Source organism: Pseudomonas reidholzensis (genome assembly GCF_900536025.1).
GTDB classification, from domain to species: domain Bacteria; phylum Pseudomonadota; class Gammaproteobacteria; order Pseudomonadales; family Pseudomonadaceae; genus Aquipseudomonas; species Aquipseudomonas reidholzensis.
In genome coordinates this window covers 175,419-201,267 of sequence record NZ_UNOZ01000030.1, presented here as the reverse complement: position 1 = coordinate 201,267, position 25,849 = coordinate 175,419, and the positions used below count along the sequence as shown (strand labels likewise).

At 66.0% G+C, this 25,849-nt stretch carries 26 protein-coding genes; 16 read left to right on the top strand and 10 right to left on the bottom strand.

Annotation, left to right across the window (positions count from 1 at the left end; genetic code table 11):
• Window positions 1-23: 23 nt before the first annotated feature.
• Both CCOS865_RS20515 and CCOS865_RS20510 read right to left on the bottom strand, forming a co-directional pair.
• On the bottom strand, window positions 24-2,663 hold the full coding sequence (locus CCOS865_RS20515; RefSeq protein WP_244216163.1) for a beta-glucosidase: 2,640 nt from the start codon (window positions 2,661-2,663) through the stop codon (window positions 24-26).
• A 97-nt stretch (window positions 2,664-2,760) separates the two neighbouring features.
• The gene (locus CCOS865_RS20510; protein ID WP_147406527.1) at window positions 2,761-3,006 is read right to left on the bottom strand and encodes a hypothetical protein; all 246 of its coding nucleotides are present in this window, start codon (window positions 3,004-3,006) and stop codon (window positions 2,761-2,763) included.
• A gap of 483 nt (window positions 3,007-3,489) precedes the next feature.
• Here CCOS865_RS20510 and gspE point away from each other — a divergent pair, with 483 nt between their 5' ends.
• The 14 genes from gspE to CCOS865_RS20440 all read left to right on the top strand — a co-directional run bounded on the left by gspE (window position 3,490) and on the right by CCOS865_RS20440 (window position 16,570).
• On the top strand, window positions 3,490-5,181 hold the full coding sequence (gene gspE / locus CCOS865_RS20505) for a type II secretion system ATPase GspE (protein ID WP_119144223.1): 1,692 nt from the start codon (window positions 3,490-3,492) through the stop codon (window positions 5,179-5,181).
• Window position 5,182: 1 nt separating this feature from the next.
• Window positions 5,183-6,382 carry a type II secretion system F family protein gene (locus CCOS865_RS20500; RefSeq protein ID WP_119144221.1) on the top strand — a complete coding sequence of 400 codons (1,200 nt, stop codon included), beginning with the start codon at window positions 5,183-5,185 and terminating at the stop codon, window positions 6,380-6,382.
• 10 nt (window positions 6,383-6,392) lie between these two features.
• Window positions 6,393-6,815 carry a type II secretion system major pseudopilin GspG gene (gene gspG / locus CCOS865_RS20495; protein WP_119144218.1) on the top strand — a complete coding sequence of 141 codons (423 nt, stop codon included), beginning with the start codon at window positions 6,393-6,395 and terminating at the stop codon, window positions 6,813-6,815.
• 2 nt (window positions 6,816-6,817) lie between these two features.
• Window positions 6,818-7,258 carry a GspH/FimT family pseudopilin gene (locus tag CCOS865_RS20490; RefSeq protein WP_119144216.1) on the top strand — a complete coding sequence of 147 codons (441 nt, stop codon included), beginning with the start codon at window positions 6,818-6,820 and terminating at the stop codon, window positions 7,256-7,258.
• Complete coding sequence (locus tag CCOS865_RS20485; RefSeq protein WP_119144214.1) at window positions 7,255-7,617, top strand: type II secretion system protein; 363 nt, start codon at window positions 7,255-7,257, stop codon at window positions 7,615-7,617. Before CCOS865_RS20490 ends, CCOS865_RS20485 begins: the two co-directional genes overlap by 4 nt.
• A complete protein-coding gene (locus tag CCOS865_RS20480) occupies window positions 7,614-8,219 on the top strand; it encodes a prepilin-type N-terminal cleavage/methylation domain-containing protein (RefSeq protein WP_119144213.1) in 606 nt (201 codons plus the stop codon). The genes CCOS865_RS20485 and CCOS865_RS20480 overlap by 4 nt, the downstream gene beginning before the upstream one ends.
• On the top strand, window positions 8,216-8,929 hold the full coding sequence (locus tag CCOS865_RS20475) for a general secretion pathway protein GspK (RefSeq protein ID WP_119144211.1): 714 nt from the start codon (window positions 8,216-8,218) through the stop codon (window positions 8,927-8,929). Before CCOS865_RS20480 ends, CCOS865_RS20475 begins: the two co-directional genes overlap by 4 nt.
• A complete protein-coding gene (locus tag CCOS865_RS20470) occupies window positions 8,917-9,969 on the top strand; it encodes a type II secretion system protein GspL (protein ID WP_147406526.1) in 1,053 nt (350 codons plus the stop codon). Before CCOS865_RS20475 ends, CCOS865_RS20470 begins: the two co-directional genes overlap by 13 nt.
• Window positions 9,953-10,564, top strand: coding sequence for a type II secretion system protein GspM (gene gspM / locus CCOS865_RS20465; protein ID WP_119144206.1), 612 nt, complete (start codon window positions 9,953-9,955; stop codon window positions 10,562-10,564). The genes CCOS865_RS20470 and gspM overlap by 17 nt, the downstream gene beginning before the upstream one ends.
• On the top strand, window positions 10,561-11,073 hold the full coding sequence (locus tag CCOS865_RS20460; RefSeq protein WP_119144204.1) for a general secretion pathway protein GspN: 513 nt from the start codon (window positions 10,561-10,563) through the stop codon (window positions 11,071-11,073). The genes gspM and CCOS865_RS20460 overlap by 4 nt, the downstream gene beginning before the upstream one ends.
• Window positions 11,070-13,331: a type II secretion system secretin GspD gene (gene gspD / locus CCOS865_RS20455; protein ID WP_119144202.1), complete on the top strand. Its 2,262-nt coding sequence runs from the start codon at window positions 11,070-11,072 to the stop codon at window positions 13,329-13,331. The genes CCOS865_RS20460 and gspD overlap by 4 nt, the downstream gene beginning before the upstream one ends.
• 52 nt (window positions 13,332-13,383) lie before the next feature.
• A complete protein-coding gene (locus CCOS865_RS20450; RefSeq protein WP_208644557.1) occupies window positions 13,384-14,571 on the top strand; it encodes an MFS transporter in 1,188 nt (395 codons plus the stop codon).
• Between the two features lie 34 nt (window positions 14,572-14,605).
• A complete protein-coding gene (locus CCOS865_RS20445) occupies window positions 14,606-15,457 on the top strand; it encodes a LysR family transcriptional regulator (RefSeq protein WP_119144197.1) in 852 nt (283 codons plus the stop codon).
• Window positions 15,458-15,574: 117 nt separating this feature from the next.
• Window positions 15,575-16,570 carry an aldo/keto reductase gene (locus CCOS865_RS20440; RefSeq protein ID WP_119144195.1) on the top strand — a complete coding sequence of 332 codons (996 nt, stop codon included), beginning with the start codon at window positions 15,575-15,577 and terminating at the stop codon, window positions 16,568-16,570.
• A gap of 7 nt (window positions 16,571-16,577) precedes the next feature.
• Here the strand turns inward: CCOS865_RS20440 and CCOS865_RS20435 are convergent, their stop codons facing one another.
• The 4 genes from CCOS865_RS20435 to CCOS865_RS20420 all read right to left on the bottom strand — a co-directional run bounded on the left by CCOS865_RS20435 (window position 16,578) and on the right by CCOS865_RS20420 (window position 20,174).
• A complete protein-coding gene (locus tag CCOS865_RS20435; protein ID WP_119144193.1) occupies window positions 16,578-17,102 on the bottom strand; it encodes a DUF1993 domain-containing protein in 525 nt (174 codons plus the stop codon).
• A gap of 59 nt (window positions 17,103-17,161) precedes the next feature.
• Window positions 17,162-17,599 (bottom strand): hypothetical protein, encoded by a 438-nt coding sequence (locus CCOS865_RS20430; RefSeq protein ID WP_119144192.1) that lies wholly within the window; start codon window positions 17,597-17,599, stop codon window positions 17,162-17,164.
• Between the two features lie 69 nt (window positions 17,600-17,668).
• On the bottom strand, window positions 17,669-19,168 hold the full coding sequence (locus CCOS865_RS20425) for a Fic family protein (protein ID WP_119144190.1): 1,500 nt from the start codon (window positions 19,166-19,168) through the stop codon (window positions 17,669-17,671).
• Between the two features lie 127 nt (window positions 19,169-19,295).
• The gene (locus CCOS865_RS20420) at window positions 19,296-20,174 is read right to left on the bottom strand and encodes a LysR family transcriptional regulator (protein ID WP_119144188.1); all 879 of its coding nucleotides are present in this window, start codon (window positions 20,172-20,174) and stop codon (window positions 19,296-19,298) included.
• Between the two features lie 122 nt (window positions 20,175-20,296).
• Between CCOS865_RS20420 and CCOS865_RS20415 the strand changes: the two genes are divergently transcribed.
• The gene (locus tag CCOS865_RS20415; protein ID WP_119144186.1) at window positions 20,297-21,028 is read left to right on the top strand and encodes an AzlC family ABC transporter permease; all 732 of its coding nucleotides are present in this window, start codon (window positions 20,297-20,299) and stop codon (window positions 21,026-21,028) included.
• Window positions 21,025-21,351: an AzlD domain-containing protein gene (locus CCOS865_RS20410; protein WP_119144184.1), complete on the top strand. Its 327-nt coding sequence runs from the start codon at window positions 21,025-21,027 to the stop codon at window positions 21,349-21,351. The genes CCOS865_RS20415 and CCOS865_RS20410 overlap by 4 nt, the downstream gene beginning before the upstream one ends.
• 99 nt (window positions 21,352-21,450) lie before the next feature.
• On the opposite strand, the gene CCOS865_RS20405 is transcribed toward CCOS865_RS20410, so the two are convergent.
• From CCOS865_RS20405 to galB, 4 genes are all read right to left on the bottom strand, one after another.
• Complete coding sequence (locus CCOS865_RS20405; protein WP_119144182.1) at window positions 21,451-23,073, bottom strand: methyl-accepting chemotaxis protein; 1,623 nt, start codon at window positions 23,071-23,073, stop codon at window positions 21,451-21,453.
• A gap of 111 nt (window positions 23,074-23,184) precedes the next feature.
• The gene (locus CCOS865_RS20400; RefSeq protein ID WP_119144180.1) at window positions 23,185-24,273 is read right to left on the bottom strand and encodes a 4-oxalomesaconate tautomerase; all 1,089 of its coding nucleotides are present in this window, start codon (window positions 24,271-24,273) and stop codon (window positions 23,185-23,187) included.
• Between the two features lie 2 nt (window positions 24,274-24,275).
• Window positions 24,276-24,992, bottom strand: coding sequence for a 4-carboxy-4-hydroxy-2-oxoadipate aldolase/oxaloacetate decarboxylase (locus CCOS865_RS20395; protein WP_119144178.1), 717 nt, complete (start codon window positions 24,990-24,992; stop codon window positions 24,276-24,278).
• Window positions 24,989-25,723 (bottom strand): 4-oxalmesaconate hydratase, encoded by a 735-nt coding sequence (gene galB / locus CCOS865_RS20390; RefSeq protein ID WP_119144176.1) that lies wholly within the window; start codon window positions 25,721-25,723, stop codon window positions 24,989-24,991. Before galB ends, CCOS865_RS20395 begins: the two co-directional genes overlap by 4 nt.
• Window positions 25,724-25,849: the final 126 nt, after the last annotated feature.

The window sequence follows — 25,849 nt, the reverse complement described above, 5'->3', positions numbered from 1 at the left end:
CTCAACGCTGAGCCGGCCCTGCCTCAGTAGGCCTGCGACTCGCTGACCTGCACCGCCGCACGCAACGGCAGCGGCAGCGGGTTGCTGTCACGGGTGGTGAGGTGCTGCGGCATCAGCGTGACCAGGGTGCGCTGCAGGCTGAGGTGCTCCGAGTCCGGGCCAACCCAGACCTTGAACTTGCCGGCATCGACGTCCCAGCTGTCGGTGTTCTGCACGAAGTACGCCAGCGAGCGCGCGTCGATCGGCAGGCTCACCGTCTTGCTCTGGCCCGGCTCCAGCCACACCTTGGTGAAGCCCTTGAGCTCTTTGCGCGGACGATCGACTTGCGCATCGATCGGCTGGATGTACAGCTGGGCGACCTCGAACCCTGCCTTGTCACCGGTGTTAGTCAGGGTGAAGCTGACGTCGACGGTGTTGCCCGGGGTCATGACATTGGACGACAGCTTCAGGTCGGCGTAGCTGAAGGTGGTGTACGACAAGCCGAAGCCGAACGGGTACAGCGGTTTGGCGTGCTTCTTGTCGTAGCCGCGGTAGCCCATGTAGAGGCCTTCGCTGTAGGTCATCTCGGTCAGCGCAGTGTCACCCCGGTAGGCGGCTGGGTCCGGGTAGGAGGCGTAGCTCGGGTTGTCCTCGATGTGCTTGTCGATGGTCACCGGCAGTTTGCCCGACGGGTTGACCTTGCCGTAGAGGATCTCGGCCAGCGCCTGACCGCCCTGCTGGCCCGGGAACCAGGCGTGCAACGCTGCCCCGACCTTTTTCGCCCAGGGCTGCATGTCTGCCACGCCGCCGCCGTGGGTAACGACGATGGTGTTGGGGTTGGCCCGGGCGACGAAGTTGATCAGCTCGGCCTGCTGGTCCGGCAGTGCGTAACCGTGGTCGGAGCCCTCGCCTTCGTTTTCGTAATGGGTGCCTGCGGCGATCACCACGGCATCGTATTTGTCCAGGTCCTTCGGCGCACGCAACGACGCCCAGCTCATCTGAACCCCTGCCAGGCCACCCAGTGCCGGGGTGAAGTTGCCTTGCACACGGCGGTATTCGAGCTTGACGGTATAGGCCTTGCCCGCCACCAGGGCGGCGCTCTTGCCAGACGTGGTCAACGCGTTGACCACATCGGACGAGTACGGCACGCCGTCGCTTTCCACCACCAGCTGATCATTGACCCAGAGCTTGTACGGGCCATCGGCACGCACCTTGAACACGTGGGCACCGGAAATGGTCGGCTTGATCGTCGCGCTGAAGCGCGCCGAGAACGCGCCGGCCGTCGGGCTGAAGCCAGACACGGCGGTGGTGCCGCTGTTGGTCTCGTTGCTGCTGGTGGTCCAGTTGAGGTTCACCCCTGGCTCGACACGGGTCACCACCGGGTCGCCACTGAGGTTGCTGTTGCTGAAGTACTCGGCCTTGACCCCAGCGTTGCTGACGCTGCCGTTGGCCGACGTCGGCTGGTACCAGACCGACGCTTTCGGGTTCAGGCTCAGCGCCGACAGGTAGGTCACGTTGTTGCTGTTCGAGGCCATCTGCTGCAGGCCACTGAGTTCGCTGACATAGCTGTTGGGCGGTGAGTTGGCGGTACCGAAGGGCGACGCCGGCGCCTGGTTGGCCCAGTCGCCGATCACGGCGATCCGCGCCGAGCGCGCCAACGGCAGCAACGGCTTGCCCGCAGCGGTGTCGGCGTTGCGCAGGAGCACGATGCCTTCACGCGCGGCGTTCAACGCGGCGCGCTGGCCGTACTCGGTGTGCTCGAGGGTCTGCGCGGTATTGAGGTTTTCCTGGAAGTCGTAGCTGACCACGGCGCGCAGGTTGCGCTTGACCTTGTCGTCGATCACGTTCTGGGTCAGCTGGCCGCTCCACACATAGGGCAACAGGTTGGCCTCGGTGAACTGCAGGCCCGACGGCATGTCCAGGTCGGTGCCGGCCCAGGCGCCCTTGAACGCATCATGAATCGCGTTGAAGTCGCTGATCACGGTGCCCTGGTAACCCCACTCGCCCTTGAGCACTTCGGTGATCAGGTGATGGTTCTCGCAGGCATAGTCACCATTGACCTTGTTGAACCCGCACATGATCGAGGCGACATTGGCGTTCTTGACCATCGACTCGAAGCCCGGCAGGTACAGCTCGCGCAGCGTGCGCTCGTCGGCGACGACGTTGACCGCCTGGCGGTTGGCTTCCTGCTCGTTGGCCAGGTAATGCTTGCCACTGGCCTGGATACCCTGGGCCTGGATGGCGTTGACGATGGCCGGGGCCAGCACCGCGCCAAGGAACGGGTCTTCGCCGCTGACGTACTCGGCCGAGCGACCGTTGTACGGCGTGCGGTAGAGGTTGACCCCGGGCGAGAGCATCTGCTGGCCGCCGGAAATCCGCGTTTCATAGGCGATGGCCAGGCCGAACTCCTTGGCCCGGTTGATGCTCCAGGTCGCCGCCAGGGCCGACTGCGACGGGTACTGCGCGCCAAAGGTGGCGTTGTTGACGTGCACCCCCATCGACGAGTCGTAGGCCACGGTGCCCTTGATGCCCCACTTGAGCAGCGAAGGGATCATGTGGCCATCGTTGACCCGGGTGAAGTTGATCTTCTCGGCGCTGTTCATGTTGTCGAGGATGGAGCTGACACGGGCCTCCACTTCGTTGCCGACGGCAGGCGCGGCCGCAAAGGCGCCCGAAGCCTGCATCACGCTGAGCGCTAGCAGGCTCAGGCCCAGGGTCTGTTTGAAATGTTTCACGGGGTGAATCCTTATGAGCGGGAAGAAAGGCGACGGTCGGTCGGCCTCAAGGCTGGCTGACCAGCACGGGCGCATCGCTGGTGTCTACCGCGCTGTCGACGAAGGCGTTGGCGTCGGTCGTGTCCTGGGCAACGCTGGCCACCCCGGACAGTTGCTCGCGCTGGGTATCCAGTTGTTCGCGGGCAGCTTGATAGGCTGAAGATTGCGCGGGGGCACTGACAGCGTCTGCAAAGGCAGATACTTGAGTGGCCATAAGCGCCAAACAGGCGCACGACAGCAGTAGTCCATTCATCGAATAGTTCTCTGGAAAAGGAAGCAGGAGTTATCGGGCCGGAAACAGGGTCAGGCCGGCGGGTAAGTCTGAGCAGTTGCAGAAAAAGTTCAAGGTCGCGTGAAAAAATAGTCGGCCGGCATTAAATAAAACATCAAAAGAGCGACTTATTACTGAGATTGCACAGCGTTTGTGAACCGCTTTGAAGCGCTTTACTCACCAACAGCTAGCCAGATACACCAGTAGACGCCGCATTATTAGCGTATCGCTGCGTTTTTATCGGATTATTTGCAATATCCAGCCAATCACTAAACCTAGTTGCCATTAGGTTTAGTGATCTGATATGCTCCCGGCGCTGCTCAAAACAGCCACCTCAAGTTTAAGCAAAAAGGCTAAAAACATACTCTGTTGCGCCTGCAAACATAACGTCGTATTCTCCGGCCACCTTCAGACTTAGTAACTTGCAATGCGCCGCTATATAGCCAGCACTTGCACAACGCCATCATGACAAACTTAAACATTCCAACGGCTGATGATATTGCTGAGTGGCTGCTCGATAGTGGCGCATTGCAACCTGCCGATATGAGTCGTGCTACCCGCCTGGGTGTGGCCCAAGGGTTTGACGGCGACGAAACATTGCGCACGTTGCTGCGCCTCGGCGCGGTAAAAGACCAGCAGATGGCCATGGCCTACGCCCAGTTGCTGGGCGCCCCCCGGCTTGCGGCGCACCCGGTCGAGACGCCCCCGGTGGCCACCGAGCGGTTTGCCCGCCACTACGGGGTGGTCACCCTCAGCGAGAGCGCCAGCCATATGCGCGTGGCCGCCGCGGTGCCGCTGTCGGCCTACGCCCTTGCCGCGCTGGCCTACCAGGCACACAAAGCGCTGGAGCTGGTCATCGCCACCGACGATGAAATCACCGCGCTGATCGAGCAGGTGTACGGCGCCGGCCGCTCGGCGATGGGCGCACTGATCCAGACCCTGGACGACGACGCCGTCGCCGAGGGCGACATCGAGCAGCTCAAGGACATGGCCTCCGAGGCGCCGGTGATCCGCCTGGTCAACCTCATGCTGCAGCACGCCGTCGACCGCCGCGCCTCGGACATCCACGTCGAACCCTTCGAAACCCAGTTGAAAGTGCGCTACCGGGTCGACGGCGTGCTGGTCGAAGGCGAGGCCCCGCCCACCGGCTACGCGGCTGCCGTGATCTCGCGGCTGAAGATCATGGCCCGGCTGGACATCGCCGAGCGCCGCCTGCCCCAGGACGGGCGGATCATGCTGCGCATCCAGGGCCGCGAGCTGGACCTGCGGGTATCGACCGTGCCGACCAGTTTCGGCGAGTCGGTGGTGATGCGCCTGCTCGACCGGCAAACGGTCAGTTTCGACTTCGCCAGCCTGGGCATCGACGGCGCCACCTTGCGCACCATCGAGCAGCTGTTGGCCCGCCCGCATGGCATCTTCCTGGTCACCGGCCCAACCGGCTCGGGCAAGACCACCACGCTGTACACCGCGCTGTCGGGCCTGAACACTGCCGAGCGCAAGATCATCACCGTCGAAGACCCGGTCGAGTACCAGCTGAGCGGGATCAACCAGATCCAGGTCAAGCCGGCGATCGGCCTGGGCTTCGCCACGGCATTGCGCTCTATCGTGCGGCAGGACCCGGACGTGATCATGATCGGCGAGATGCGCGACCTGGAAACCTGCCGCATCGCCATCCAGTCGTCGCTGACCGGTCACCTGGTGTTGTCCACGCTGCACACCAACAGTGCTGCCGCGAGCATCACCCGCCTGCTCGACATGGGCGTCGAAGGCTACCTGCTGGCCTCGACGCTGCAGGGCATCCTCGCCCAGCGCCTGGTGCGCAAGCTCGACCCGGCCACCCGGATCGCCTTCGAGGCCCCGGCCGAGCTGATCGCACGCCATCAGTTGGCGCGCTTCACCGCCCAGCGGCCGATCATGCTGTATCGCCCCGACGAACAGGCCCCCGGCGGCGGCTACCATGGGCGCAGCGCGATCACCGAACTGCTGGTGATGGACGAAGACCTGCGCGCCCTGCTGATGCGCCAGACCGACGCGGCCACGATCGAGTCCAGCGCCCGCAGCAAGGGCCTGGTGACCCTCTATGAAGACGGCCTGCGCCAGGCCCTGGCCGGTATCACCTCGCTCGAGGAAGTGCTGCGTGTAACGGGGGGTGACTGACGTGCCGGTGTTTTCCTACAGCGCAGTGGACGCCGAGGGCCGCAAGGAACGCGGCGAACTGCAGGCCAGCGACCACGACAGCGCCGCGCGCCAGTTGCAACGCCGCGGCCTGCTGGTCCTGAGCCTGACGCAAGGCGGCCGCCTGCTGCGCCCGGGCAAGGCGCGCAGCGTGTTCAAGGCGCTTGAGCTGATCACCCTCACCCAGCAACTGACCACCCTGATCAGCGCCGGCCAACCGCTCGACAGAGCCCTTGGCACGGTGCTGAAAAACCAGCCCAGGCCCGCCGCCCGAGCGGTGCTGGAGCGCGTGCGCGACCAGGTCAAGGCGGGCCTGCCACTGTCCCAGGCACTGGAGCAGCACGCCGGCAGTTTTTCGCCGTTCTACACCAGCCTGGTGCGTGCCGGAGAAGCCGGCGGCGTGCTCGAGGTGACCCTGGCGCAGCTCAGCGGCTACCTGGAGCAGAGCCACACGCTGCGCGGCGAAGTCATCAACGCACTGATCTACCCGGCGTTTCTGGTGATCGGCGTGATCGGCTCGCTGGCGTTGTTGCTGGCCTACGTGGTGCCGCAGTTCGTGCCGATTTTCCAGGACCTGGGCGTGCCCATCCCGTGGGTGACCCAGGCCGTGCTGGCCCTGGGTGAGTTCGTCAATGCCTGGGGCCTGGCCAGCCTCATGGGGCTTGTGGGCGGCGCCTGGCTGTGGCTGGCGGCGCGGCGCAACCCGCAGCGGCGCATCGCCCAGGACCTGCGCCTGTGGCGCAATGGCCTGTTCGGCCCGCTCCTCCAGCGGCTGGAAACCGCGCGCCTGGCGCGCACCCTCGGGACCTTGCTGAGCAACAGCGTCAGCCTCCTCGGCGCGCTGGCGATCGGCCGTGAAGTCAGTGCCAATCACGCCCTGCGCGAGCATGTCGGGCACACCACCGAGCAGGTCCGGCAGGGCAGCAGCCTGACCCACGCGCTGGCCGGCGAGGCCCTGCTGCCGGAGCTTGCGCTGCAGATGATCGAGGTCGGCGAACAGTCGGGCACCCTCGGCGCCATGCTGCTCAAGGTCGCCGATGTCTACGACCTCGAAGCCAAACGCACCATCGACCGCCTGCTGGCGGCGCTGGTGCCCACATTGACCATCGTCATGGCGGTCATGGTGGCGGCAATCATGCTCGCCATCATGCTGCCGCTGATGAGCCTGACCAGCAATATCTAGGAAACCTCCCATGCGCTTCAAGCACACACGCAACGCCCGTCAAGCGGGTTTCACCCTGCTCGAAATGCTCGCCGTGATCGTCCTCCTGGGCATCGTCGCGACCATTGTCGTGCGCCAGGTCGGCGGCAACGTCGACAAGGGCAAGTACGGCGCCGGCAAGGCGCAGTTGGCCAGCCTGAGCATGAAGGTCGAGAGCTATGCACTGGATGTCGGCGCGCCGCCGGCGAGCCTTGACCAGCTGCTGCACAAGCCGGCCAACGCCAACCGCTGGGCCGGCCCGTACGCCAAGCCTTCGGACCTGCAAGACCCGTTTGGCCACGCCTTCGGTTACCACTTCCCCGGCAGCCATGGCAGCTTCGACCTGATCTTCCTCGGCCAGGACGGCGCGGCCGGTGGCGAAGGCTACAAGGCCGACCTGGGCAACTGGGAGTAAGCATGCGCGCACCTGGGCCTGGCCAACGGGGCTTTACCCTGTTCGAACTGCTGGTGGTGATCGTCCTGGTCGGCGTTGCCACGTCGATCCTGGCGGTGGGCATCGGCCGCGGCCTGCTGGTGGCCAACGAACGCAGCGCGCTCGCGCACATGGTCTCGGCCTTGCGCAGCGCGCGGGTGCAGGCCATCGCCAGCGGCCGGCCGGTACGCGCCACCTTTGACCTGCGCGCGCGGCAGGTGCAGGCACCAGGGCGGCCGCCCCAGGCCTGGCCCGAAGACCTCGGCGTGCGCCTGCAAACCGCCCGCGGCCTGGGCGCAGCATTCGAGTTCTATCCCGATGGGGCGGCCAGTGGCGGCAACATCCTGATCAGCCGCGGCCAGGCGCGCTGGCGCATCGGCGTCAGCTGGCTCACCGGCAGCGTGCAACTGCAGGCGCTGCCATGACCCGCCAGCGCGGCTTCACCCTGCTGGAGATGCTTGCCGCCATCACCCTGCTGGTGGTCGCCTCGTCGATCCTGCTCGGCGCGTTTGCCCAGAGCCGCCGCGCACTGGTGCAGGTCGAGGGCAGTGATCGGCACAACGCCGCGGCACGTTCGCTGATGGATGACATCGACCTCGCCGAGCTCACACCGGGCCAGCGACGCGGCACCTGGCAGGGCATGCGCTGGGAGCTGGAGGTGGCCCTGGAGCAGGCGGCCCCGGGCAAATTCGACCTGTATCGGCTGGACCTGTCCCTCAGCGACAACCGCTACACCTCGCACTACAGCACCTTGCGTGCCCGCGCCACGGGCACGCCGCGGTGAAGCGCCAGGCGGGCTTTACCCTGCTGGAGATCCTGGTGGTGATCAGCCTGCTGGGGTTGCTCCTCGGCCTGGTGGGCGGCGCGCTGCTGGCGGCCAATCGCGCCGTGGTCAAGGCCGAGCAGCACAGCGCCAGGCTCGACGAGCTGCGCGCGACCCAGCGCTTCCTGCGCCAGGCGCTGGGCCAGATGCTGCCGCTGAGTGCGGCGACCGGCAATGGCGAGCACACCACCACCTTCGAGGGCAACCGCGACAGCGTGGTGTTTTTCGCGCCCCTGCCGAGTTCTGTCGGCGGTGGGCTGTACCGCCAGCGGCTGCTCTGGCGCGAGGGTCGGCTGCAGGTGCAACTGGCCAGGCTGGACGGCAGCCGCCTGCAGGCCTGGGGTGAACCGCAACGTCTGCTGGACGGGGTCGAGGGGCTGGCCCTGAGTTACCGCGGATACTCCCCGCTCGGCAAGCCGACCGGCTGGCTGGACCAGTGGCCCTGGCCCGAACGGCTGCCGCAGGCGGTCCGCGTGGCGGTGCAACTGGGCGCCGGCCAAGCCTGGCCGTTGCTCCAGGTCAACCTGCTGCTGGACCTCTCTGGCGACGGTGGCCGGCCATGAGCCGACAGCGCGGCGCGGCCCTGCTGCTGGTGCTCTGGGTCGTCGGCCTGCTGAGCGCGCTATTGGCCGGGCTGGCGGTGTCCGTGCAGTTACAGCAGCGCCAGGCGCGTTGGCTGAACAGCCAGACCCAGGCCGCATTCGCCGCGCAGGCCGGCTTCAACCTGGCCGTCACCAACCTGCTGCGCGACGGCCCGCAGCGTTGGCTTGCCGATGGCCAGCCGCACCTGCAGCGCTTTGCCGACAGCAGCCTGCGCATCAGCGTTAGCAGCGAGCGTGGCAAGTTGGACCTCAATGCAACGCCCGCGACGAGCCTTGAAAAACTCCTGCGCGCCAGTGGCGCCAGCGTCGAGCGCTCGCACACCATCACCCAGGCTTTAAGGACGAGGCGCAACCAGGTACCCCTGCGAATGCTCGAAGAATTTCGCGAACTGCCCGGCATGACCTATGCGGTCTATACCCGGGCCCTGCCCTTCATCACCGTCTGGTCGGGCAATGCCCGGCCCGACCCCGGCCTGGCGCCGCCGGCGCTGGCCAAGGTGCTGGGCCTGCCCCGCCAGCACGGCCCTGCCCTCGAGGCCGGGCAGATCCTCACCGTCACCAGCGAGGCCACCTTGCGGGACGGCTTCCAGGCGCGCCTGAACGCCACCTTCGTGCTGTTGCCCGCGCACACCGGCGGCAAGCCTTATCGCGTGCTGAGGTGGCAAGATTGAGCCGGCTGGGCAAACGCGGGCTGGCCTGGCTGGCGAGCCAGCGCGAGCTGTGCCAGGCGCAGTGGCACGCGAGCATGGGCCGACGCTGGCTGAGGGCCTGGCTGGCGGAGCTGAGGGGCATGCTCCCGGCTGCGCTGGCCGCGCGTCTCGGCACAGGTGACACGACCCCGCTACTGGCCTGGCCGCTGCCAGCGCAGGCGCACAGCACACGGCCTGCCGTACTGGTGTTGCCCGCCTCGCAGGTCATGGCGCAGCGCATCGCCCTGCCCCTGGCCGCGACCCGCAACCTGCACCAGGTACTGCTCTACGAAATCGACCGCTACACGCCGTACGCCGCCGATCAGGTGCATTTCGTCGCCCGCGTCGTCCAGCGTCGAGCCGCGCTGGCGCAGGTCGAGCTGGTAGCGGTTGCGCGTGACGCCCTCGAGCACATCCTCGCGACCTGCCGCGAGCGCGGCGTGCAACTGGTCGCCATCGACGCCCTCGACCCCAGCAGCGGCGAACGCCTGCTGATCGACCTGCTCCCGGCCGGCAGTGGCGGCACCCGTGCGCGGCCCGGCCGCTTCGACCGTTGGCTGTGGCTGGCGGGCTGTGCCTGCCTGGTGCTGCTCGCCTGTGCCTGGCTCGATCGGCGCCAGGAGGGTGTCGAGGCGATGCGCCAGGCGGTCGCGGAGCAACGCCAGGCCGTGCAGCAGGTCCAGCACTTGCGCCAGGCCATCGATACCACCCTGGGCGCCTCACACTACCTGGCCAGCCTCAAGGCCCAGCGCCCCACGCTCACTCGGTTGCTGGCCGACCTGACCGCCTGCCTGGGTGACGACACCTGGGTCGAGCAACTGGAAGTCCGCGATGGCACGCAGGTGACGTTCTCTGGCCAGAGCGCACGGGCCAGCGCCTTGCTCGCCCAGGTCAAGACCTGTTCGACGCTGCAGGCTGCGCAGTTCCAGGGGATCATCCAGGCCGACAAGGCCACCGGTCGCGAGCGTTTTTCGATGACCGCGCAGCTCAGTCAGGAGGTGGCCCATGCGTCCACTCACTAGCCGCGAGCGCAAGATCGCCGCCCTCAGCCTGCTCGCCGTAGTGCTGTGGGGGCTCTGGTACCTGGTGCTCGAATGCCTGTGGCTCGCGCCCCTGCGCGACCTCGACCAACAGGCCCAGACCCTGCGCGAGCAGCAACGCCGCCAGGCCAGCCTGATCCTGCAGCAACCGCGGCTGCAGGCCCAACTCGAACGCAGCCGGCACGACCCGGCCCAGCGCAACAGCCTGCTGCCAGGCGACGACCCCAACGCCGTGGCCGCCGACCTGATGCAGCACGCCGTTGATCGGGTCAAGGCGCAGGCACAGGTCGGGCCTGGCTGCGAAATCACCCAACGCATGCCCATTGCCACGGCCGAGCAGGAACACCCCGAGCCCTATCGCCAGGTCAAGGTGAGCCTGACCCTGGCCTGTGCCATCGAGCCCCTGGCGACCCTGCTGCACAGCCTGGAGTACGGCCAGCCGAGCCTGTTCATCGATCAGCTGAGCATTCGCCGCACTTCGGCGGCGCCGGCCCAAGGCCCTGCCGGGCGACTGGAGGTCCACCTGTTGATTCGCGGTTATCTGCAAGCGGCGCCTGCCCAGGGTGAGCAACCATGAAGCTGCGTTCGACGACCCTCATGCTGCTGGCGGCCAACGTCGGCGCGATGGGCGCGGTGGCGTGGATGCTCGGCGTACCCGCCGTGCCTCAGTGGCTGCCTGCCGCACCGCCGGCCCAGGCGCCCACGGCGGCGTCACCGCCCCCCTTGCCGGCACTGGCCAAGGCCACGCTTGCAGCGACCTGGGCTCACCCCATCTTCAGCGCCGAACGCCAGCCCGACCCGGCCATCCACGGCCCGCACACCGCCACCCTGGCCAACCTGAGCCTGACCGGTGTAGTGCTCGACGGGCACGCGCGCTGGGCCTACCTGCGCGACGGCCGTACGCCGCCGCGCAAGGTCGCCCTCGGCAGCACGCTGGACAGTGGCTGGACCCTCACCCAGCTCACCGCCCTGACGGCGACCTTCACCCGCGCCGGGCAAGACCACACTTTGAGCATGCCACTGCTGCGCTTGCCGCCGCCGTCCAAGGCCTCCGCCATCACTCTTCCGCGTATCGAAACCCCATGACCATGCACCGCTCTTCACGTTATCCCCTCCTGACATTGCGCACGCCGTTGCTCGGCCTCAGTGTCGCCATCGCCCTGGCCGGCTGCGCCACCTCGCAAGGCGAACTGCACAGCGACCCCGAGCTGATGCAGCAGGCGTTCAGCGGTGCCGGTGACCCCGCGCCGGTGGCGGCCACGCCCGAGCCGTCGGCCGTGGCCGAAGCTGCGCCGGGTGCCGCGCACGCCGCGCCCGCTCGGCAGATCATCAAAGGCAACCAGCGTTTCATTCGTCCGCCGTCGGCACCCGCGGCGAACGCTGCCGGCGAACAGGGCGACATCGTCTTCAACTTCACCGACCAGCCCATCGAAGCGGTGATCAACAGCGTGATGGGCGACCTGCTGCATGAAAACTACAGCATCAGCCAGGGCGTCAAAGGCACGGTCAGCTTCTCGACCTCCAAGCCGGTCAATAAACAGCAGGCACTGACGATCCTGGAAACCCTGCTGTCCTGGACCGACAACGCCATGATCCGTCAGGGCGAGCGCTACGTGATCCTGCCTGCCGACCAGGCGGTGGCCGGCAAGCTGGTGCCGGAGGTCGCGGTCGCCCAGCCGGCCACCGGCCTGGCCGCCCGGCTCTACCCGCTGCGCTACATCGGCGCCAACGAAATGCAGAAGGTGCTCAAGCCGTTCGTGCGCGAAAATGCCTTCGTGCTGGTCGACCCGGCGCGCAACGTGATCAGCCTGGCCGGGACCCCGGACGAGCTGGCCAACTACCAGGACACCATCGACACCTTCGACGTTGACTGGCTCAAGGGCATGTCGATCGGCGTCTACGGCCTGCAGCGGGCCTCGGTCGCCGAGCTGTTGCCACAGCTGCAAAAGCTGTTCGGCCCGGACAGCGGCATGCCGTTGTCCGACGTGGTCAAGTTCATGCCCAACGAACGCACCAACTCGATTGTCGCGATCTCCGCGCAACCCGAGTACCTGCAAGAGGTCGGCGACTGGATCAGGACCATCGACGAAGGCGGCGGCAACGAGCCGCAGCTGTTCGTCTACGACGTGCGCAACATGAAGGCCGCCGACCTGGCCCGCTACCTGCGCCAGATCTATGGCTCCGGGCAGGTCTCCGACGACAAGGCGGCAACCGTGGCACCGGGGCTCAAGACCACCAGCCTGGCGTCGCTCAATGGCAGCGCCGGCCAGGCCAACCAAGGCCTTGGCGGCACGGCGATGGCCAACCAGTCGACCGCCGCCGATGACCCGTCGAGCGAGGAATACGACGACTCATCGTCAAGCAGCGACGCGTCCATGGACGGCGACGCCGGCAGCGCGGCCAGCGAGGGCACGGCCAAGAGCCTCGAAGCGTCGGTGCGCATCACCGCGCAAAAGAGCAGTAACCAGTTGCTCGTGCGCACCCGTCCGGCCCAGTGGAAAGAGATCGAGTCGGCGATCAAGCGCCTCGACAGCCCACCGCTGCAGGTGCAGATCGAAACGCGCATCCTCGAGGTCAAGCTCACCGGTGACCTGGACCTCGGCGTGCAGTGGTACCTGGGCCGCCTGGCCGGTAATTCGTCCAGCACCACGGTCGCCAACCAGAGCGGTAGCCAAGGTGCCCTGGGCGCAGGCGGCGTCGCCCTGGGCAGCAGCTCGATGTTCTATTCGTTCGTCAGCAGCAACCTGCAGGTGGCCTTGCGTGCGCTGGAAACCCGCGGCCTGACGCAGGTGCTCTCCGCCCCCTCGCTGGTGGTGTTGAACAACCAGCAGGCGCAGATCCAGGTCGGCGACAACATCCCGATCAGCCAGACCACGGTCAACACCAGCACCTCCGACACCACCCTGAGCAGCGTCGAATACGTCCAGACCGGGGTCATCCTCGACGTGGTGCCGCGGATCAACCCGGGTGGCCTGGTGTACATGGACATCAAGCAGCAGGTCAGCGACGCCGACGACAGCGCGGTGACCACCACCCAGCCGAACCCGCGTATTTCCAGCCGCGCGGTGTCCACCCAGGTCGCCGTGCAAAGCGGCCAGACCGTATTGCTCGGCGGCCTGATCAAACAGGACAACGCCCAGTCCGACACGCGCGTGCCAGGGCTTTCGCGGATCCCCGGGTTGGGCTGGCTGTTCGGCAACAGCTCGAAGAGCCGCGACCGTACCGAGCTGATCGTGCTGATTACCCCCAAGGTGGTGAACAACCCGGAGCAGGCCCGCCAGGTCACTGCCGACTATCGCCAGCAGATGCAGATGCTCAAACTGCAGGCACAAAGCGCCCAGTAATTCCTCTAAGATACCGCCTCAAACGTTTCAGCGTATTTCGGTAAGGATCTAGATGTCTATACAGGAACTACCATCGCTAACCCAGGCGAAAACCTCCGTCGGCAAGATGGAGGCCGCCATGGCCCTGGGCAGTTTCGCCATTGGTACCGGCGAGTTCGCCATCATGGGTTTGATGCCGGATATCGCCGGCAACCTGCAGTTGAGCGAGCCGCAGGTGGGCCATGCCATCAGTGCCTACGCACTGGGCGTGGTGGTCGGTGCACCGGCGCTGGCGATTCTCGGTGCCAAGCTGCTGCGCAAGCACATGCTACTGCTGTTGATGGCGCTGTATGCCCTGGGCAACCTGGCAACCGCGTTTGCGCCGTCGTTTTCCGGCCTGGTCGCGTTCCGCTTCATCAGCGGCCTGCCCCACGGCGCCTACTTCGGCATCGCCGCGGTGGTGGCGTCGAGCATGGTCCCGAGCAATCAACGCGCCGGTGCCGTGGCGCGGGTGATGATGGGCCTGACCCTGGCCATGCTGCTGGGCAACCCGATCGCCACCGTGCTCGGGCAGTTCTTCGGCTGGCGCTCGGCCTTCGTGCTGGTCGGGGTGATCGCCCTGGCGACCATTGCGCTGGTCTGGCGGTTCGTGCCGCAGCCGCATGACGAGCCGCGCAGCGATCCGCGCAAGGAGCTGCAGGCGTTTCGCCTGCCGCAGGTGTGGATGGCCCTGGCGATCGCCTCGATCGGCTTTGCCGGGATGTTTTGCGTGTTCAGCTACCTGGCACCGACCATGCTCGAGGTGACCCAGGTCACGCCGCAGTGGATTCCCTTTGGCCTGGCGGCCTTTGGTGTCGGCGGCATCCTGGGCAATATCGTCGGCGGCAAGCTGTTCGACCGCTTGCAGTTCCGTGCGGTGGGGCTGCTGCTGGTGTGGTCGACGGCCGTGCTGTTCTTCTTCACCTTCGCCGCCAGCTCGCTGTGGACGTTGCTGCTGGGCATCGGTCTGGTCGGCACCATGGTCGCCCTGGCCGCGCCGCTGCAGATCCGCCTGATGGACATCGCCCACGAAGCGCCGAGCCTGGCCGCAGCCTCCAACCACGCCGCGTTCAACCTGGCCAACGCTCTTGGCCCGTGGTTTGGCGGCATGGCGATCACCGCCGGGCTGGGCTGGACCAGCACCGGTTACATCGGCGCCGCCGCGGCCCTGGTCGGTCTGGGGCTGTACCTGGTCGCACGGCGCATGAAGGGCGGCGACTAGGCCCGGCATTCAACGACAGGAAGGCAACCCGCACATGTTCGATTGGGAAGACCTGCGTTACTTCTCGGCCTTTGTCGCCAGCGGTTCGTTGTCGGCGGCGGCCAAGTCGCTTGGCGTCGATCACGCCACCGTGGCCCGCAGGATCGCGTCGCTCGAGGCGTCGCTCAACCTCACGCTGGTCGACCGCCGGCCCAGGGCCTACGTGCTCACCGAGCAAGGCCGGCGAGTGGGCGATTTCGCCGATCAGATGACCACGTCGTCGTTTGCCCTGGAGCATTTCGCCAGCGCCGGGCAGGCGCAGGTCGAGGGCCAGGTGGTGCTGTCAGCGCCACCGGCCCTGCTCGGCAGCCTGGTCGCGCGCAGCATTGGCGAGCTCTACAGCCGCTACCCGCGGCTGCGGCTGCAACTGGTGGGCAGCAAGTCACGTGCCTCGTTGAGCCGCCGCGAGGCGGACATTGCCATCAGCCTGACCCGGCCGACACAGCCGACGCTGGTGGCCAATCTGCTCGGCCATCTCGACTACCGGCTGTACGCCTCTGCCGCCTACCTGCGCAGCGCCGATCGCCAGCGCTTCATCGGCTACGACGAGTCCCAGGCCAAGTCGCCGCAACAACGCTGGCTCGACCAGCAAGCGGGCGGCCGCCCCCTGGTGCTGCAGAGCAACGACCTGCGGATCCAGGCGCAGGCAGCCGCGGGCGGTGTCGGCATTGCCTGCCTACCGGCGTTCATCGCGGATGAGTATGGGCTGCAGACGCTTGGCGACACGGCCCAGTCGATGAGCATCGAGATCTGGCTGGCGGTCCATGAGGAGGCGCGCAATACGCCTCGCATCAAGGCCGTCACTGAGTTCATCAACGCCACCGTGAAGCCGTTGTTGCGCTTGTGAAATTCTGCAGACCGGCAATGCGCGGATAGGGAATTTCCGCGCAACGCCGCGCGGGCTAGTCTTCTCTGCACGTTTGGGTCGCGACGCCTGACCTGCCGATACCACGAGGAGACGCTGATGCAGTATGTAAAGCTGGGTACCACCGGCCTGGATATCTCGAAGCTGTGCCTGGGCTGCATGACCTTTGGTGAGCCGGATGCCGGCACCCATCCCTGGACACTCGGCGAAGACGCCAGCCGGCCGATCATTCGCCACGCGGTGGAGCACGGGATCAACTTCTTCGACACCGCCAACAGCTACTCGGCGGGCACCTCGGAAGTGATCCTCGGCAAGCTCCTGAAGGAATTCACCCGGCGCGACGAAACCGTCATCGCGACCAAGGTGTTCTACCCCGCCAACATGTGGCAAGGCAGTTCGAAACCCAACGAACAAGGCCTCTCGCGCAAGGCGATCCTGGCCAGCATCGACGCCAGCCTGACCCGCCTGGGCGTTGACTACGTCGACCTCTACCAGATCCACCGCTGGGACTACAGCACGCCCATCGAAGAAACCCTGGAAGCCCTGCACGACGTGGTCAAGGCCGGCAAGGCGCGCTACATCGGCGCCTCGTCGATGTACGCCTGGCAGTTCGCCAAGGCGCAGCACACCGCCCAGGCCAATGGCTGGAGCCGCTTCGTGTCGATGCAGAACTACCTCAACCTGATCTACCGCGAAGAAGAGCGCGAGATGATCCCGCTGTGCCTCGACCAGGGCGTGGGTCTGATGCCCTGGAGCCCGATGGCCCGTGGCCGCCTGACCCGCCCCAACGGCCAGCAGACCGAACGCACCCGCACGGACATCTCCGGCGCCTCGTTCTATGCCGGCACAGAGGTCGAGGACGGCCGGGTGATCGACGTGGTCGAGCAGATCGCGCTCGAGCGCGGGGTGCCCATGGCGCAGGTGGCCCTGGCCTGGGTACTGGGCAAGCGCGGCGTATCGGCGCCTATCGTCGGCGCCTCGAAGGCCGAGCAGCTCGATGACGCCATCGCAGCGCTCGAGCTCACGCTCTCCGAGGCCGAGATCTCACGGCTGGAAGCGCCCTACGTCCCGCATGGGGTAACGGGGTTCAAGTAACCGTGTCTCATACCGGCTTGCGGGCGTAAGCGAACATATGCGCTACATAATCCGCTTTGCTCAAGTCGACGCCGTTGTGGCGAAGAATGTCGTACGCGGTGACCATGTGGAAGTAGAACTGCGGTATTGCCCAGTTCACCGCGTACTCTTGCCCGGTCATATCGAACGCCAGCCCACCGTAGAGCTCGATGGCAATGCGACACTCGGCGCTGGCATTGATCGCGTCTGCGTCGGCTTGATTCAGCGCTGCCACGGTGGTGTCGATCAAAGCCTTGGCAGTCGCCATGTCGGTCGGCGTGGCGATGGCCGGCAGGCTGGAGTGCGTCAGTCGCTGGACAGACTCGAGCGCTTGCGTGCACACGAACTTCACTTGCAAGGCCAGCGGGTGCATGTCCGGCGCGAGCCGCGCCTGCAATAAGTCTTGCGGGTCATGACCGAGGTCAAGGGCACTGCGCTCGGCTTTTTCGAGCATCGCGTGAAGGGCCTTGAGCATGTTCGAGAAGCAAGGGACGGTGGCGTCGTAGACCTGCATGTGGGGCGTTTTTCCTTAAGTGAGTGTGGAACAAGAAACGCTCATCGGGGTGGCGGCGATCAGCCCTGCGTATTTTCAGAAACCTCTTCCCCAGCAGCGTCAATCACTCGACGAACATCCGATCGCAACAGATCCTGAGGACGTGTGCCCCCCAGCCAGCTGTTCACCGACAGGAACCAGTACGCCATCTGCCAACCGTCTTTCATCGGTTCGAGTACTGATATGACGTCTTTAAGCTGAGATAACGGCCGGTAGCCATTCGTCTCATCCAGCCCGTAGATCGGGAAGTAGTCAACGCCGTCATGGCGGATGGCGAACACTCGCTTTTCTCGCACCCAGTCGCTCGACTGAAAAACTGGGCTTGTTGAACTCAGTTCGGCCAGACCAGCTACTTCGACCGCCGTTAGCCAGTCGCCGCTTTGCAGCACCGCCGCCTTGGCCCTGGCATGCATCTGAGCCTGGATAAGCTTCGTTGATGTAACCGGCTTCTTTGGCATCGGTACCTCTACGATGTGCGTGATGGATTTCTGGCTTACCTCATCTTGCCTGAACCGGAACGGCTCATCCTAGTCATCTACCGGTTGCTCGCCCTGCTGTTCACTCAGCAACGCCCTGCAGACCTGCTCGATGTAGTCGAACACCTCTGGCTGCACCGAGTACAGGAACTGCTTGCGACGGTTCTTCGACACCGTGCCGTTGTTGGTCAGGCACATCATCACCAGCGTGGCGAGGTCGCTGCCACGTACGTCGTAGCTGTCATTGACCGCGCGCATGGCCATGTCGAAGTTCTGCAGAAACGCCGTTTCTTCGCGCAGCTCGACCTCCAGCGCGCGTTTGGCCATCTCCAGGGTGAAGCGCACGCCGGCGGTGGCGTCCCAGAAGCGGTAGATGGCCGGATCACCGGTGAATTCGAAGGCAAACTGACCGTGGTCGATCCAGCGTACATCCCAGAACTCACGCGCGGGGCGGGAGAATTCCTGCAGGGTCTCCAGGTACAGGCGCTCTTCGCGCTTCATCGCCACCGACACCGGCAGCAGCAGGCCGTGCTGCAGCGCGCCGGCGCGGCACAAGGTCTGGTGGATGAGGAAGCGCGACAGGCGCCCGTTGCCGTCCATGAACGGGTGCAGGAAGACAAAGCCGAACGAGATGACCCCGGCCGCCACCAGCGGATCGATGCGCGCGGGCGCATCGTTGGCCAAGACCATCAACTGCGTCATCAGCTCACGGCAGAGGTCGGGGCTGGGCGGCACGTAGGTGACCCCGGCGGAGCCTTGCAGGCCGCTGGCAAGGTGGTTCTGCTCATGGCGGAACGCACCCGCCCGGTCGAACGGGTTGGAAAGGGTCGCATTCTGCAGTGCCACCAGGTAGTCCTCGCTGAGCGGCAGCCGCTCGTGCGCCTGGCGCAGCAGCTGGATGAACTTGCGCGACTTGTCTTCGCTCGGCGACTCCTTCTCGATGGCAAAGGAGTCCTGGGTTTCGTGCAGGTAGGCCCAGTTGATGGCGCGGTCCATCATCGCCGCGGGCAGGCTCTGGATGAAGTCCTGGGCGCGGGCGAGGATACCGTGCTCGAGCAAGGCGACCACCTCGGGGGTGCGCTCGACCGTGGCGCAATACTCGAGCGTGCCGATGCCGTTGAACTCCACCCGCCAGCGCGAGTTGCGCTCGCCGGGCAGGGTGACATAGGCGGCGGGGTCGAACAGCGGGACGAACGTGCCGCGCACCGGTGCGTGCTGGTGCAGGGGTTCGCCGGTGAAGGCTTCACGCAAGAAACAGGCTTTGCGGAGGTAGATGCCGTTGGGCGCCTTGGCCAGCTCGGCTTCCAGTGCTGCGGCAGGGATGCGTGGCAGGGCCTGGGCGAGGATGGCCAGGTTGATGCCCTCGTGCTTGAGGCCGAACAGCAGGTGCGCCAGCAGGTCGTCTGCCGCGGGGGCGATGCTGGCGGGCACCGCCAGGGTCTCGCCGATCCACTTGATGCGGGTGACCGGTTGGACCTTGGCCGGGCGGCGCAAGGGGAATGCCGAGAGCTGTAACGACTCGAGCAGCCAGGCGTAGCCAACTGATTTCATGGGGCAGTTCCTGGAGTGATCGGCGACGCATTTTTTCTTCAGCGCGCCAGGAAAATCTTCAGTTCCGGAGATTATCCCCATTTTTTCTTAACTCGCCAGCGAAAACCACGTTTGTGTTCCCGCCGACTCAAGCCAACTGCGCCAGCGCGTCCTCCACCGCTGCCACTACCCGATTCCCCCGGGCCACCGGCAACCGCCACGCCGCGATGTTCATCCCCAGCGGCACCGAACAGTCGATGGGCGCGACCAGTTCGCCACTGTCCAGGTACCGCTGCACCAGGCTCCTGCGGCCAATCAACACCCCCGCCCCGAGCAACGCTTGCTGCACGGCAATCGAATACAGGGAAAACCCAGGCCCACCGGCGACAAACTTGCGCTCAGGCAGAGCCGCACGCGTCCACACCTCCCAGTCATTCCACACCACGTCGGCAATACAGCGCACCCCGACCAGGTCGGCGGCAGTGGTGATCTGCCCGGCCAATGCAGGCGCGCACACCGGGATCAACTGCTCATCGGCAAGCCTGCGCTGCCCACGCTCGAGGGTCTGCGTGTAGAACAGGCAGAGGTCGAACGGGCTGCGCTTGAGGTTAGGGGGCTCGTCCACGGCCGTCACCGAGATCTCGATCGGCGCGAGCAATTCGGTCAGGCGCGGCAGCCGCGGCCCAAGCCACAGTTGCGCCAACGCCGGCGAGGTGACGATATGCACCCGCCGCGGCGCCGCCAGACGCCGCAACGTGCGGGCCGCCTCCTCCACCGCATCGAACGCCTCGGTGAACTGCGCCTGCAGGGTCTCGCCCAGCGGCGTCAGCCGCACGCCTTTGGCATAGCGCTCGAACAAGGCCGCGCCGTATTCGCGCTCGAGGTTCTTGACCAGTGCCGCGATTGCACCGGGGGTCAGCTTCAATTCCTGCGCCGCGCGGGCAAAGCCGCCCAGCCGGGCGGACGCCTCAAAGGCGCGCAGCGCGTTGAGCTGCAATGAGTGGCGAATGGGTGAATCGATAGGCATGGCTTCAGGCTCATTTTTTCTAGGCCTAATATTCCATAAAACTGACGTTGTGGCCCACTGCCGCGCGGATTATTTTGATCAGGTGCCAGCAGCCCTGGCCTGGCTATCGACAAGGAAACCCAATGCACGCTCAAAGTGGGACACAAGCGTTCGTGCGTGGCGCACAGAGTGTCCTCCCGCTGACCACCGGCATCGTCCCGTTCGGCTTGATCACGGGCGTCACGGCAGTCGGGATGGGCATGTCGCCGCTCGATTCGATCGGCATGACCCTGCTGTTCTATTCAGGCTCGGCGCAAATGGTCGTCATGCAACTGATGCAGAACGGCGCACTGCCGGTGACCATGGTGGTCACGGCGCTGGTGATCAACCTGCGCTTTCTCATGTACAGCGCCGCGCTGGCGCCGCACTTCCACCACTTGCCGCGCCGCCGCACCTGGCCGCTGGCGTTTCTGCTGTCGGACCAGAGCTTTGCCTTGTGCAGCCTGAAGTTCGCCTCAGGAGAATCGGACCGCTACGCCTTTCACTATTACACCGGCACCGCTGTGACCATGTGGCTTGGCTGGAACCTCGCGGTGGTCGCAGGCGTGTTGCTGGGCGCAGGGATCCCCGACTCGTGGTCATTGGGCTTTGCCATCCCGTTGTCGTTCCTGGCGCTGCTGATCCCTAACATCCGCAGTGCGGCCACACTTGGCGCGGCGACGGTGGGCGGCGTACTGGCCGTGCTCGCGGTCGACCTGCCGTACAACCTCGGTTTGCTGGTGGCATCGCTGGGCGGGGTGATCACCGGGGTGACCATCGAGCAGTGGCGCTCCCCTGCCCCACAACCTGCTGCCAGCGAACAGGAGGCGTCATGAGCGAGGTCACGCCCTGGGTCACCTTTGTGCTGATCGGCCTGGGGACGTTTGCCCTGCGCCTGTCGTTCATCGAGTTCTACGGGGCGCTGCGCATCCCGCCGTTGTTCCGCCGAGCGCTGGCCTATGTGCCGGCCAGTGTACTGGCCGCGCTGGTGCTGCCGGCGGTGGTGTATCAGGACCGGCTGGCGGAGTTCGACTGGAGCAACCCGCAAATCCCCGCAGCGATCGTCGCGGGGCTGGTGGCGTGGCGCACCCGCAGCACCTTGCTGACCTTGGCGGTCGGCATGGGGGTGCTGTGGGGGCTGAAGCAGTGGGGCCTGTAGCCCCGTACGGTTTTTCTTCAGCGGGGCAGGAAAATCTTTATTTCACGCGGTAGCCGTTAGATTTTCTTGACTCGCTGACGATGACCGCGTGCGCTCAGCTCAAAGCCGGAAGCGCTTCATCATGCTGTTGAGCCCGATCGACAAGCTGGCCAGCTCCTGGCTGGCGACGCTGATCTGGTCGGCCCCGGTCGATGTCTGCAACGCCAGGTCCCGGATGTTCAGCAGGTTGCGGTCCACCTCGCGGGCCACCTGGGCCTGCTCTTCGGTGGCGCTGGCGACTACCAGGTTGCGTTCATGAATGGTCGTGGCGCCGCTGGTGATCTCATCCAGCGCCTCGCCGGCCAGCTCGGCGACTTGCAGGGTATGCCCGACCTGCTGGCTGTTGCTCTGCATCGACTCCACCACCCGCGCGGTGCCGCTGCGAATGGCGTTGACCATTTCCTCGATCTCCAGCGTCGAGCTCTGGGTGCGCGCCGCCAGCGCCCGTACTTCGTCGGCCACCACGGCAAAGCCGCGGCCCGCTTCACCGGCCCGGGCCGCCTCGATCGCCGCGTTGAGCGCCAGCAGGTTGGTCTGCCCGGCAATCGCGCCGATCACATCGAGCACCTTGCCGACCTGTTGCGATTGCACCGACAGCGCCTCGATCTGCCGCGAAGCCTCGTGCACATCGTGGCTCATCTTGCTGATCGAGCTGATCGCCTCGCCCACGCGCTCACGCCCGCGCCGCGCGGCGTCTTCGGACTGGCGGGAGATTTCCGAGGTGCTCACGGTGTTGCGCGCCACCTCCTCCACCGCCACGCTCATTTCGGTGACGGCGGTGGCCGCCTGCTGGATCTCGTCGTTCTGCCGGCCGAGGTCGCTGGAGGTCTGTTGGGTAATCGCCGACATCTGTTCACTGGCCGCCGCCAACTGGTGCGACGAGTCGCCAATCAGCCGCAGGGCGTCGGTCAGGCTGGCCTGCATGGCCGCCAGGGCATGCATCAACTGAGTCGCTTCGTCGCCGCCGTCGGCCTGCACCGGGTGCGACAGATCGCCCTCGGCGATGTTCTGCGCAACGCGGATGGCTTCACGCAGCGGGCTGACGATGCTGCGGGTGAGCAGCCAGGCCAGGGCAAAGGTCAGCACCAGCACCAGGCCGACCACGCTGAAGGTCAGCCAGCGCGCACGCTCATAGTCACTGCGCGCCTCGGCGGTATGCCGCGCGGCCGCCTCGCTGCTGAACTTGACCAGGCTGTCGTACAGTTCGCCGATGCGGTTGGAGATGTCCTGCATGGTGCCGCTGAGCATGGCCTGCATCTGCGCCACCTGGTTCTGCTCCGACAAGCCCTTGTACTGGTCGAGCAGCACCCGGTACTGGTCGATCAGTTGCTCCATCTCGGCAAACACCGGCTTGCCTGCCGCCGGCACCACCGTGCCGTAGCCGTCGATGCCGGCGTCGAGCAGGCCCTTGAGCACTTCCAGGCGGGCCAGGGTCGGCGCCAGCTGCGCCGGCTCACGGGCAATCGCCATGCGCAAGGTAATGATGCGCAGGCCAAGCATGTGGCTGCGCACTTCGCCCAGGTAGCGGGTGCCGACGTTGGTCACCTGTTCGGTGTACACCACCGCCTCGCGCATGCTGGCGATCTTGTCGATGGAAAACAGCCCGAGGACCACCACCAACGCGGCAATCAGGCTGAAACTCAGGTAAGAACGGGTGGCGATACTGAGGTTGCGCAAAGTCATGGCAAAAACATCCAGGTGGCAGGTGGAATGTACGTCCCTTTACGTTCGGCCCCGCCGCCGGAAGTTTTAACGCTGGCGGACGCTTTGTGCCCGATAATCGAACACTTCCCGTCAGCAGCCCGCCGCGCCCCGCCACAGCTGAGCGGGGATGCACACCACCCCGTCGAACAGCAACCGCGCAGTGCGCAGCAACCCGCAGCCCACCACCTGCCCGTGCGCCAGCGACGCCTGCACGGTGAACTCGCCGGTCGGGTGCTCGATCGACAACTGCAGCTGCTCGCCCTGCCCCAGGCTGGCCATGCCCGCCGCCACCGTCCCTTCCAGCACGCAGGCGGTCGCCACACTGACTGCCGCGAACACGCCAATGCTGGTGTGGCAGCGATGCGGGATGAACGTGCGGGTGCTCAGCGCGCCGCCCGCTTGCGGCGGGGCAATCAGGCACATTTTCGGCACATTGCGCTGGCGAACGTCGCCCAGGTGCATGCGCGGCCCGGCTTGCAGGCGAATCGACTCCAGGCGCTCTCGCAGTTGGGCATCCGCCTGCAGCACTTCAGGGGGCTCATAGCCACTGCAGCCAAGGTCTTCGGCGCGGATCAGGACCACCGGCATGCCATTGTCGATGCAGGTCACGGCGACGTCATCGATCACATCACGGGGGTTGCCGGTCGGCAGCAAGGCACCGCAGCTGGACCCGGCGATGTCCTCGAAGGCCAGCACCAGCCCGGCGCCAGTGCCGGGTACGCCGTCGATGCGGGCGTCACCGCCATAGGCCACCCGCCCGTTGGGGGTGGCCACGTGCGCGACCGCGATCTGCCCGGTGTTTTCCATATGGATGCGCACACAGGTGGTGTCGCCGGTGACCGCAAGCAAACCGCGTTCGAGGGAGAATGGGCCGACGGCGGCCAGGATATTGCCGCAGTTCTGCCCGTAATCCACCCGTGGCTCATCGACCAGCACCTGGGCGAACAGGTAGTCGACGTCGGCGTCCGGGCGCGTGGAGGCGCGGATGATCGCGACCTTGCTGGTCAGCGAATCGGCACCACCGATGCCGTCGATCTGGCGCGCGTCCGGCGAGCCCATCGCGGCCAGCAACACCTGGTCGCGCAAGGCCGGCTCGGCCGGCAGGTCACTGGCGAGAAAGCACGCCGCCTTCGAGGTGCCGCCGCGCATGAGCAGGCACGGGATGCGGGTCTGGGGCATGCTCAGTCTCCGAGTTCGTCGAGGCTGTCGATGTAACGCAGGCCCTTCTCGGCCAGGCGCGCGCGCATGTCGTAGATATCCAGGCCCAGTTCGCCGCTGGCCAGGCGCTGGGCTTTGTGTTGCTCAAGGTCAGCGCGGCGACGCGCGGCCTGCAGTACCTGCTCGGCCTCGGCACGGCGCACCACCACCACGCCGTCGTCATCGGCAACCACCACGTCACCGGCGTTGACCAATTGCCCGGCGCACAGCACGGGCAGGTTCACCGAGCCCAGGGTTTCCTTGATCGTGCCCTGGGCGCTGATCGCCCGCGACCACACCGGGAAGCCCATTTCACGCAGGGTATGGGTGTCGCGCACACCGGCATCGATCACCAGCGCGCGCACGCCACGGGCTTTCACCGAGGTGGCCAGCAGGTCACCGAAGTAGCCGTCGGTGCACGGCGAACTCGGCGCGACCACGAGGATGTCCCCCGGGCGGCACTGCTCCACCGCTACATGGAACATCCAGTTGTCGCCCGGCGCCACCAGCACGGTGACGGCCGAGCCACTGATGGCGGTGCCGCGCTGGATCGGCGTGAGTGCGCTGCCGAGCAGGCCCTTGCGCCCTTGCGCTTCGTGCACGGTGGCGACGCCGTAGGTGCCCAGTTCATCGATCACGCTGGCCTCGGCGCGGGCGATGGTGCGCAGGACGATGCCGGTCTTGCCGATCAGGTCGCTCATGACAGGTTCTCCGTCACCCGTGGGAACAGGCTCTGGTAACCCTCGCCATAGACGATGTTGCGGCTGGAGGTAATGCCGACATTGCGCTTGGCTTGCACGCCGCGCTGCAGGGCGACGCGGGTGTAGTACTCCCACAGGTGCTCCTGGCCGGCCATGCACTGGATGGCTGCGTACTTCTGCGGCCATACCTCGGTGATGTCGAGCAGCACATCCGGGCGCCATTCGCATTGCTCCGGCTGGTGCGGCTCGAAGCTGTACACCGGCGGCGCGCCGATGATCGGTTCACCCGGTCGATAGCCTTCGGCCTGGGCGATGATCCGCGCTTCCTGGGCGAGGTTCATCGCCAGGGGATGGTCGTAGTTGTAGGGGTCTTTCTGCGAGTGGCTGAGGACGAATTCCGGTTGCACCCGACGGTACACGTCGGCCAGGCGGAACAAGGTCTCCTTGTCGGCCCGCATCGGGTAGTCGCCGATGTCGAAGAACTCGACCGTGGCACCGAGGATCTCGGCCGCCGCCTGGGCCTCTTCGCGGCGCGCCGCCTTGACCCGCGCTTCGTTCATGTCGCCCTTGCGCCAGAGCTTGGCCGACTCGCCGCGTTCGCCAAACGACAGGCAGACGATGTGCACGCCGTAGCCCTGCTGGGCGTGCAGCGCGATGGCGCCACCGGCGCGCCAGACGAAGTCGGCGGAATGGGCGCTGACCACCAGGGCGTTTCTTGTAGTTTCGTTCATTGCGGATCTGCTCCTCCTGCGGATGCCAGGAGCATCGCATCCAGCCGGCCCCAGGCCGTAATGCGTTCGGGTTCAGCAGGTATGCGTTTTGCTTATTGCCAGCGTGCCGGAGGCGCGGCATAGTCC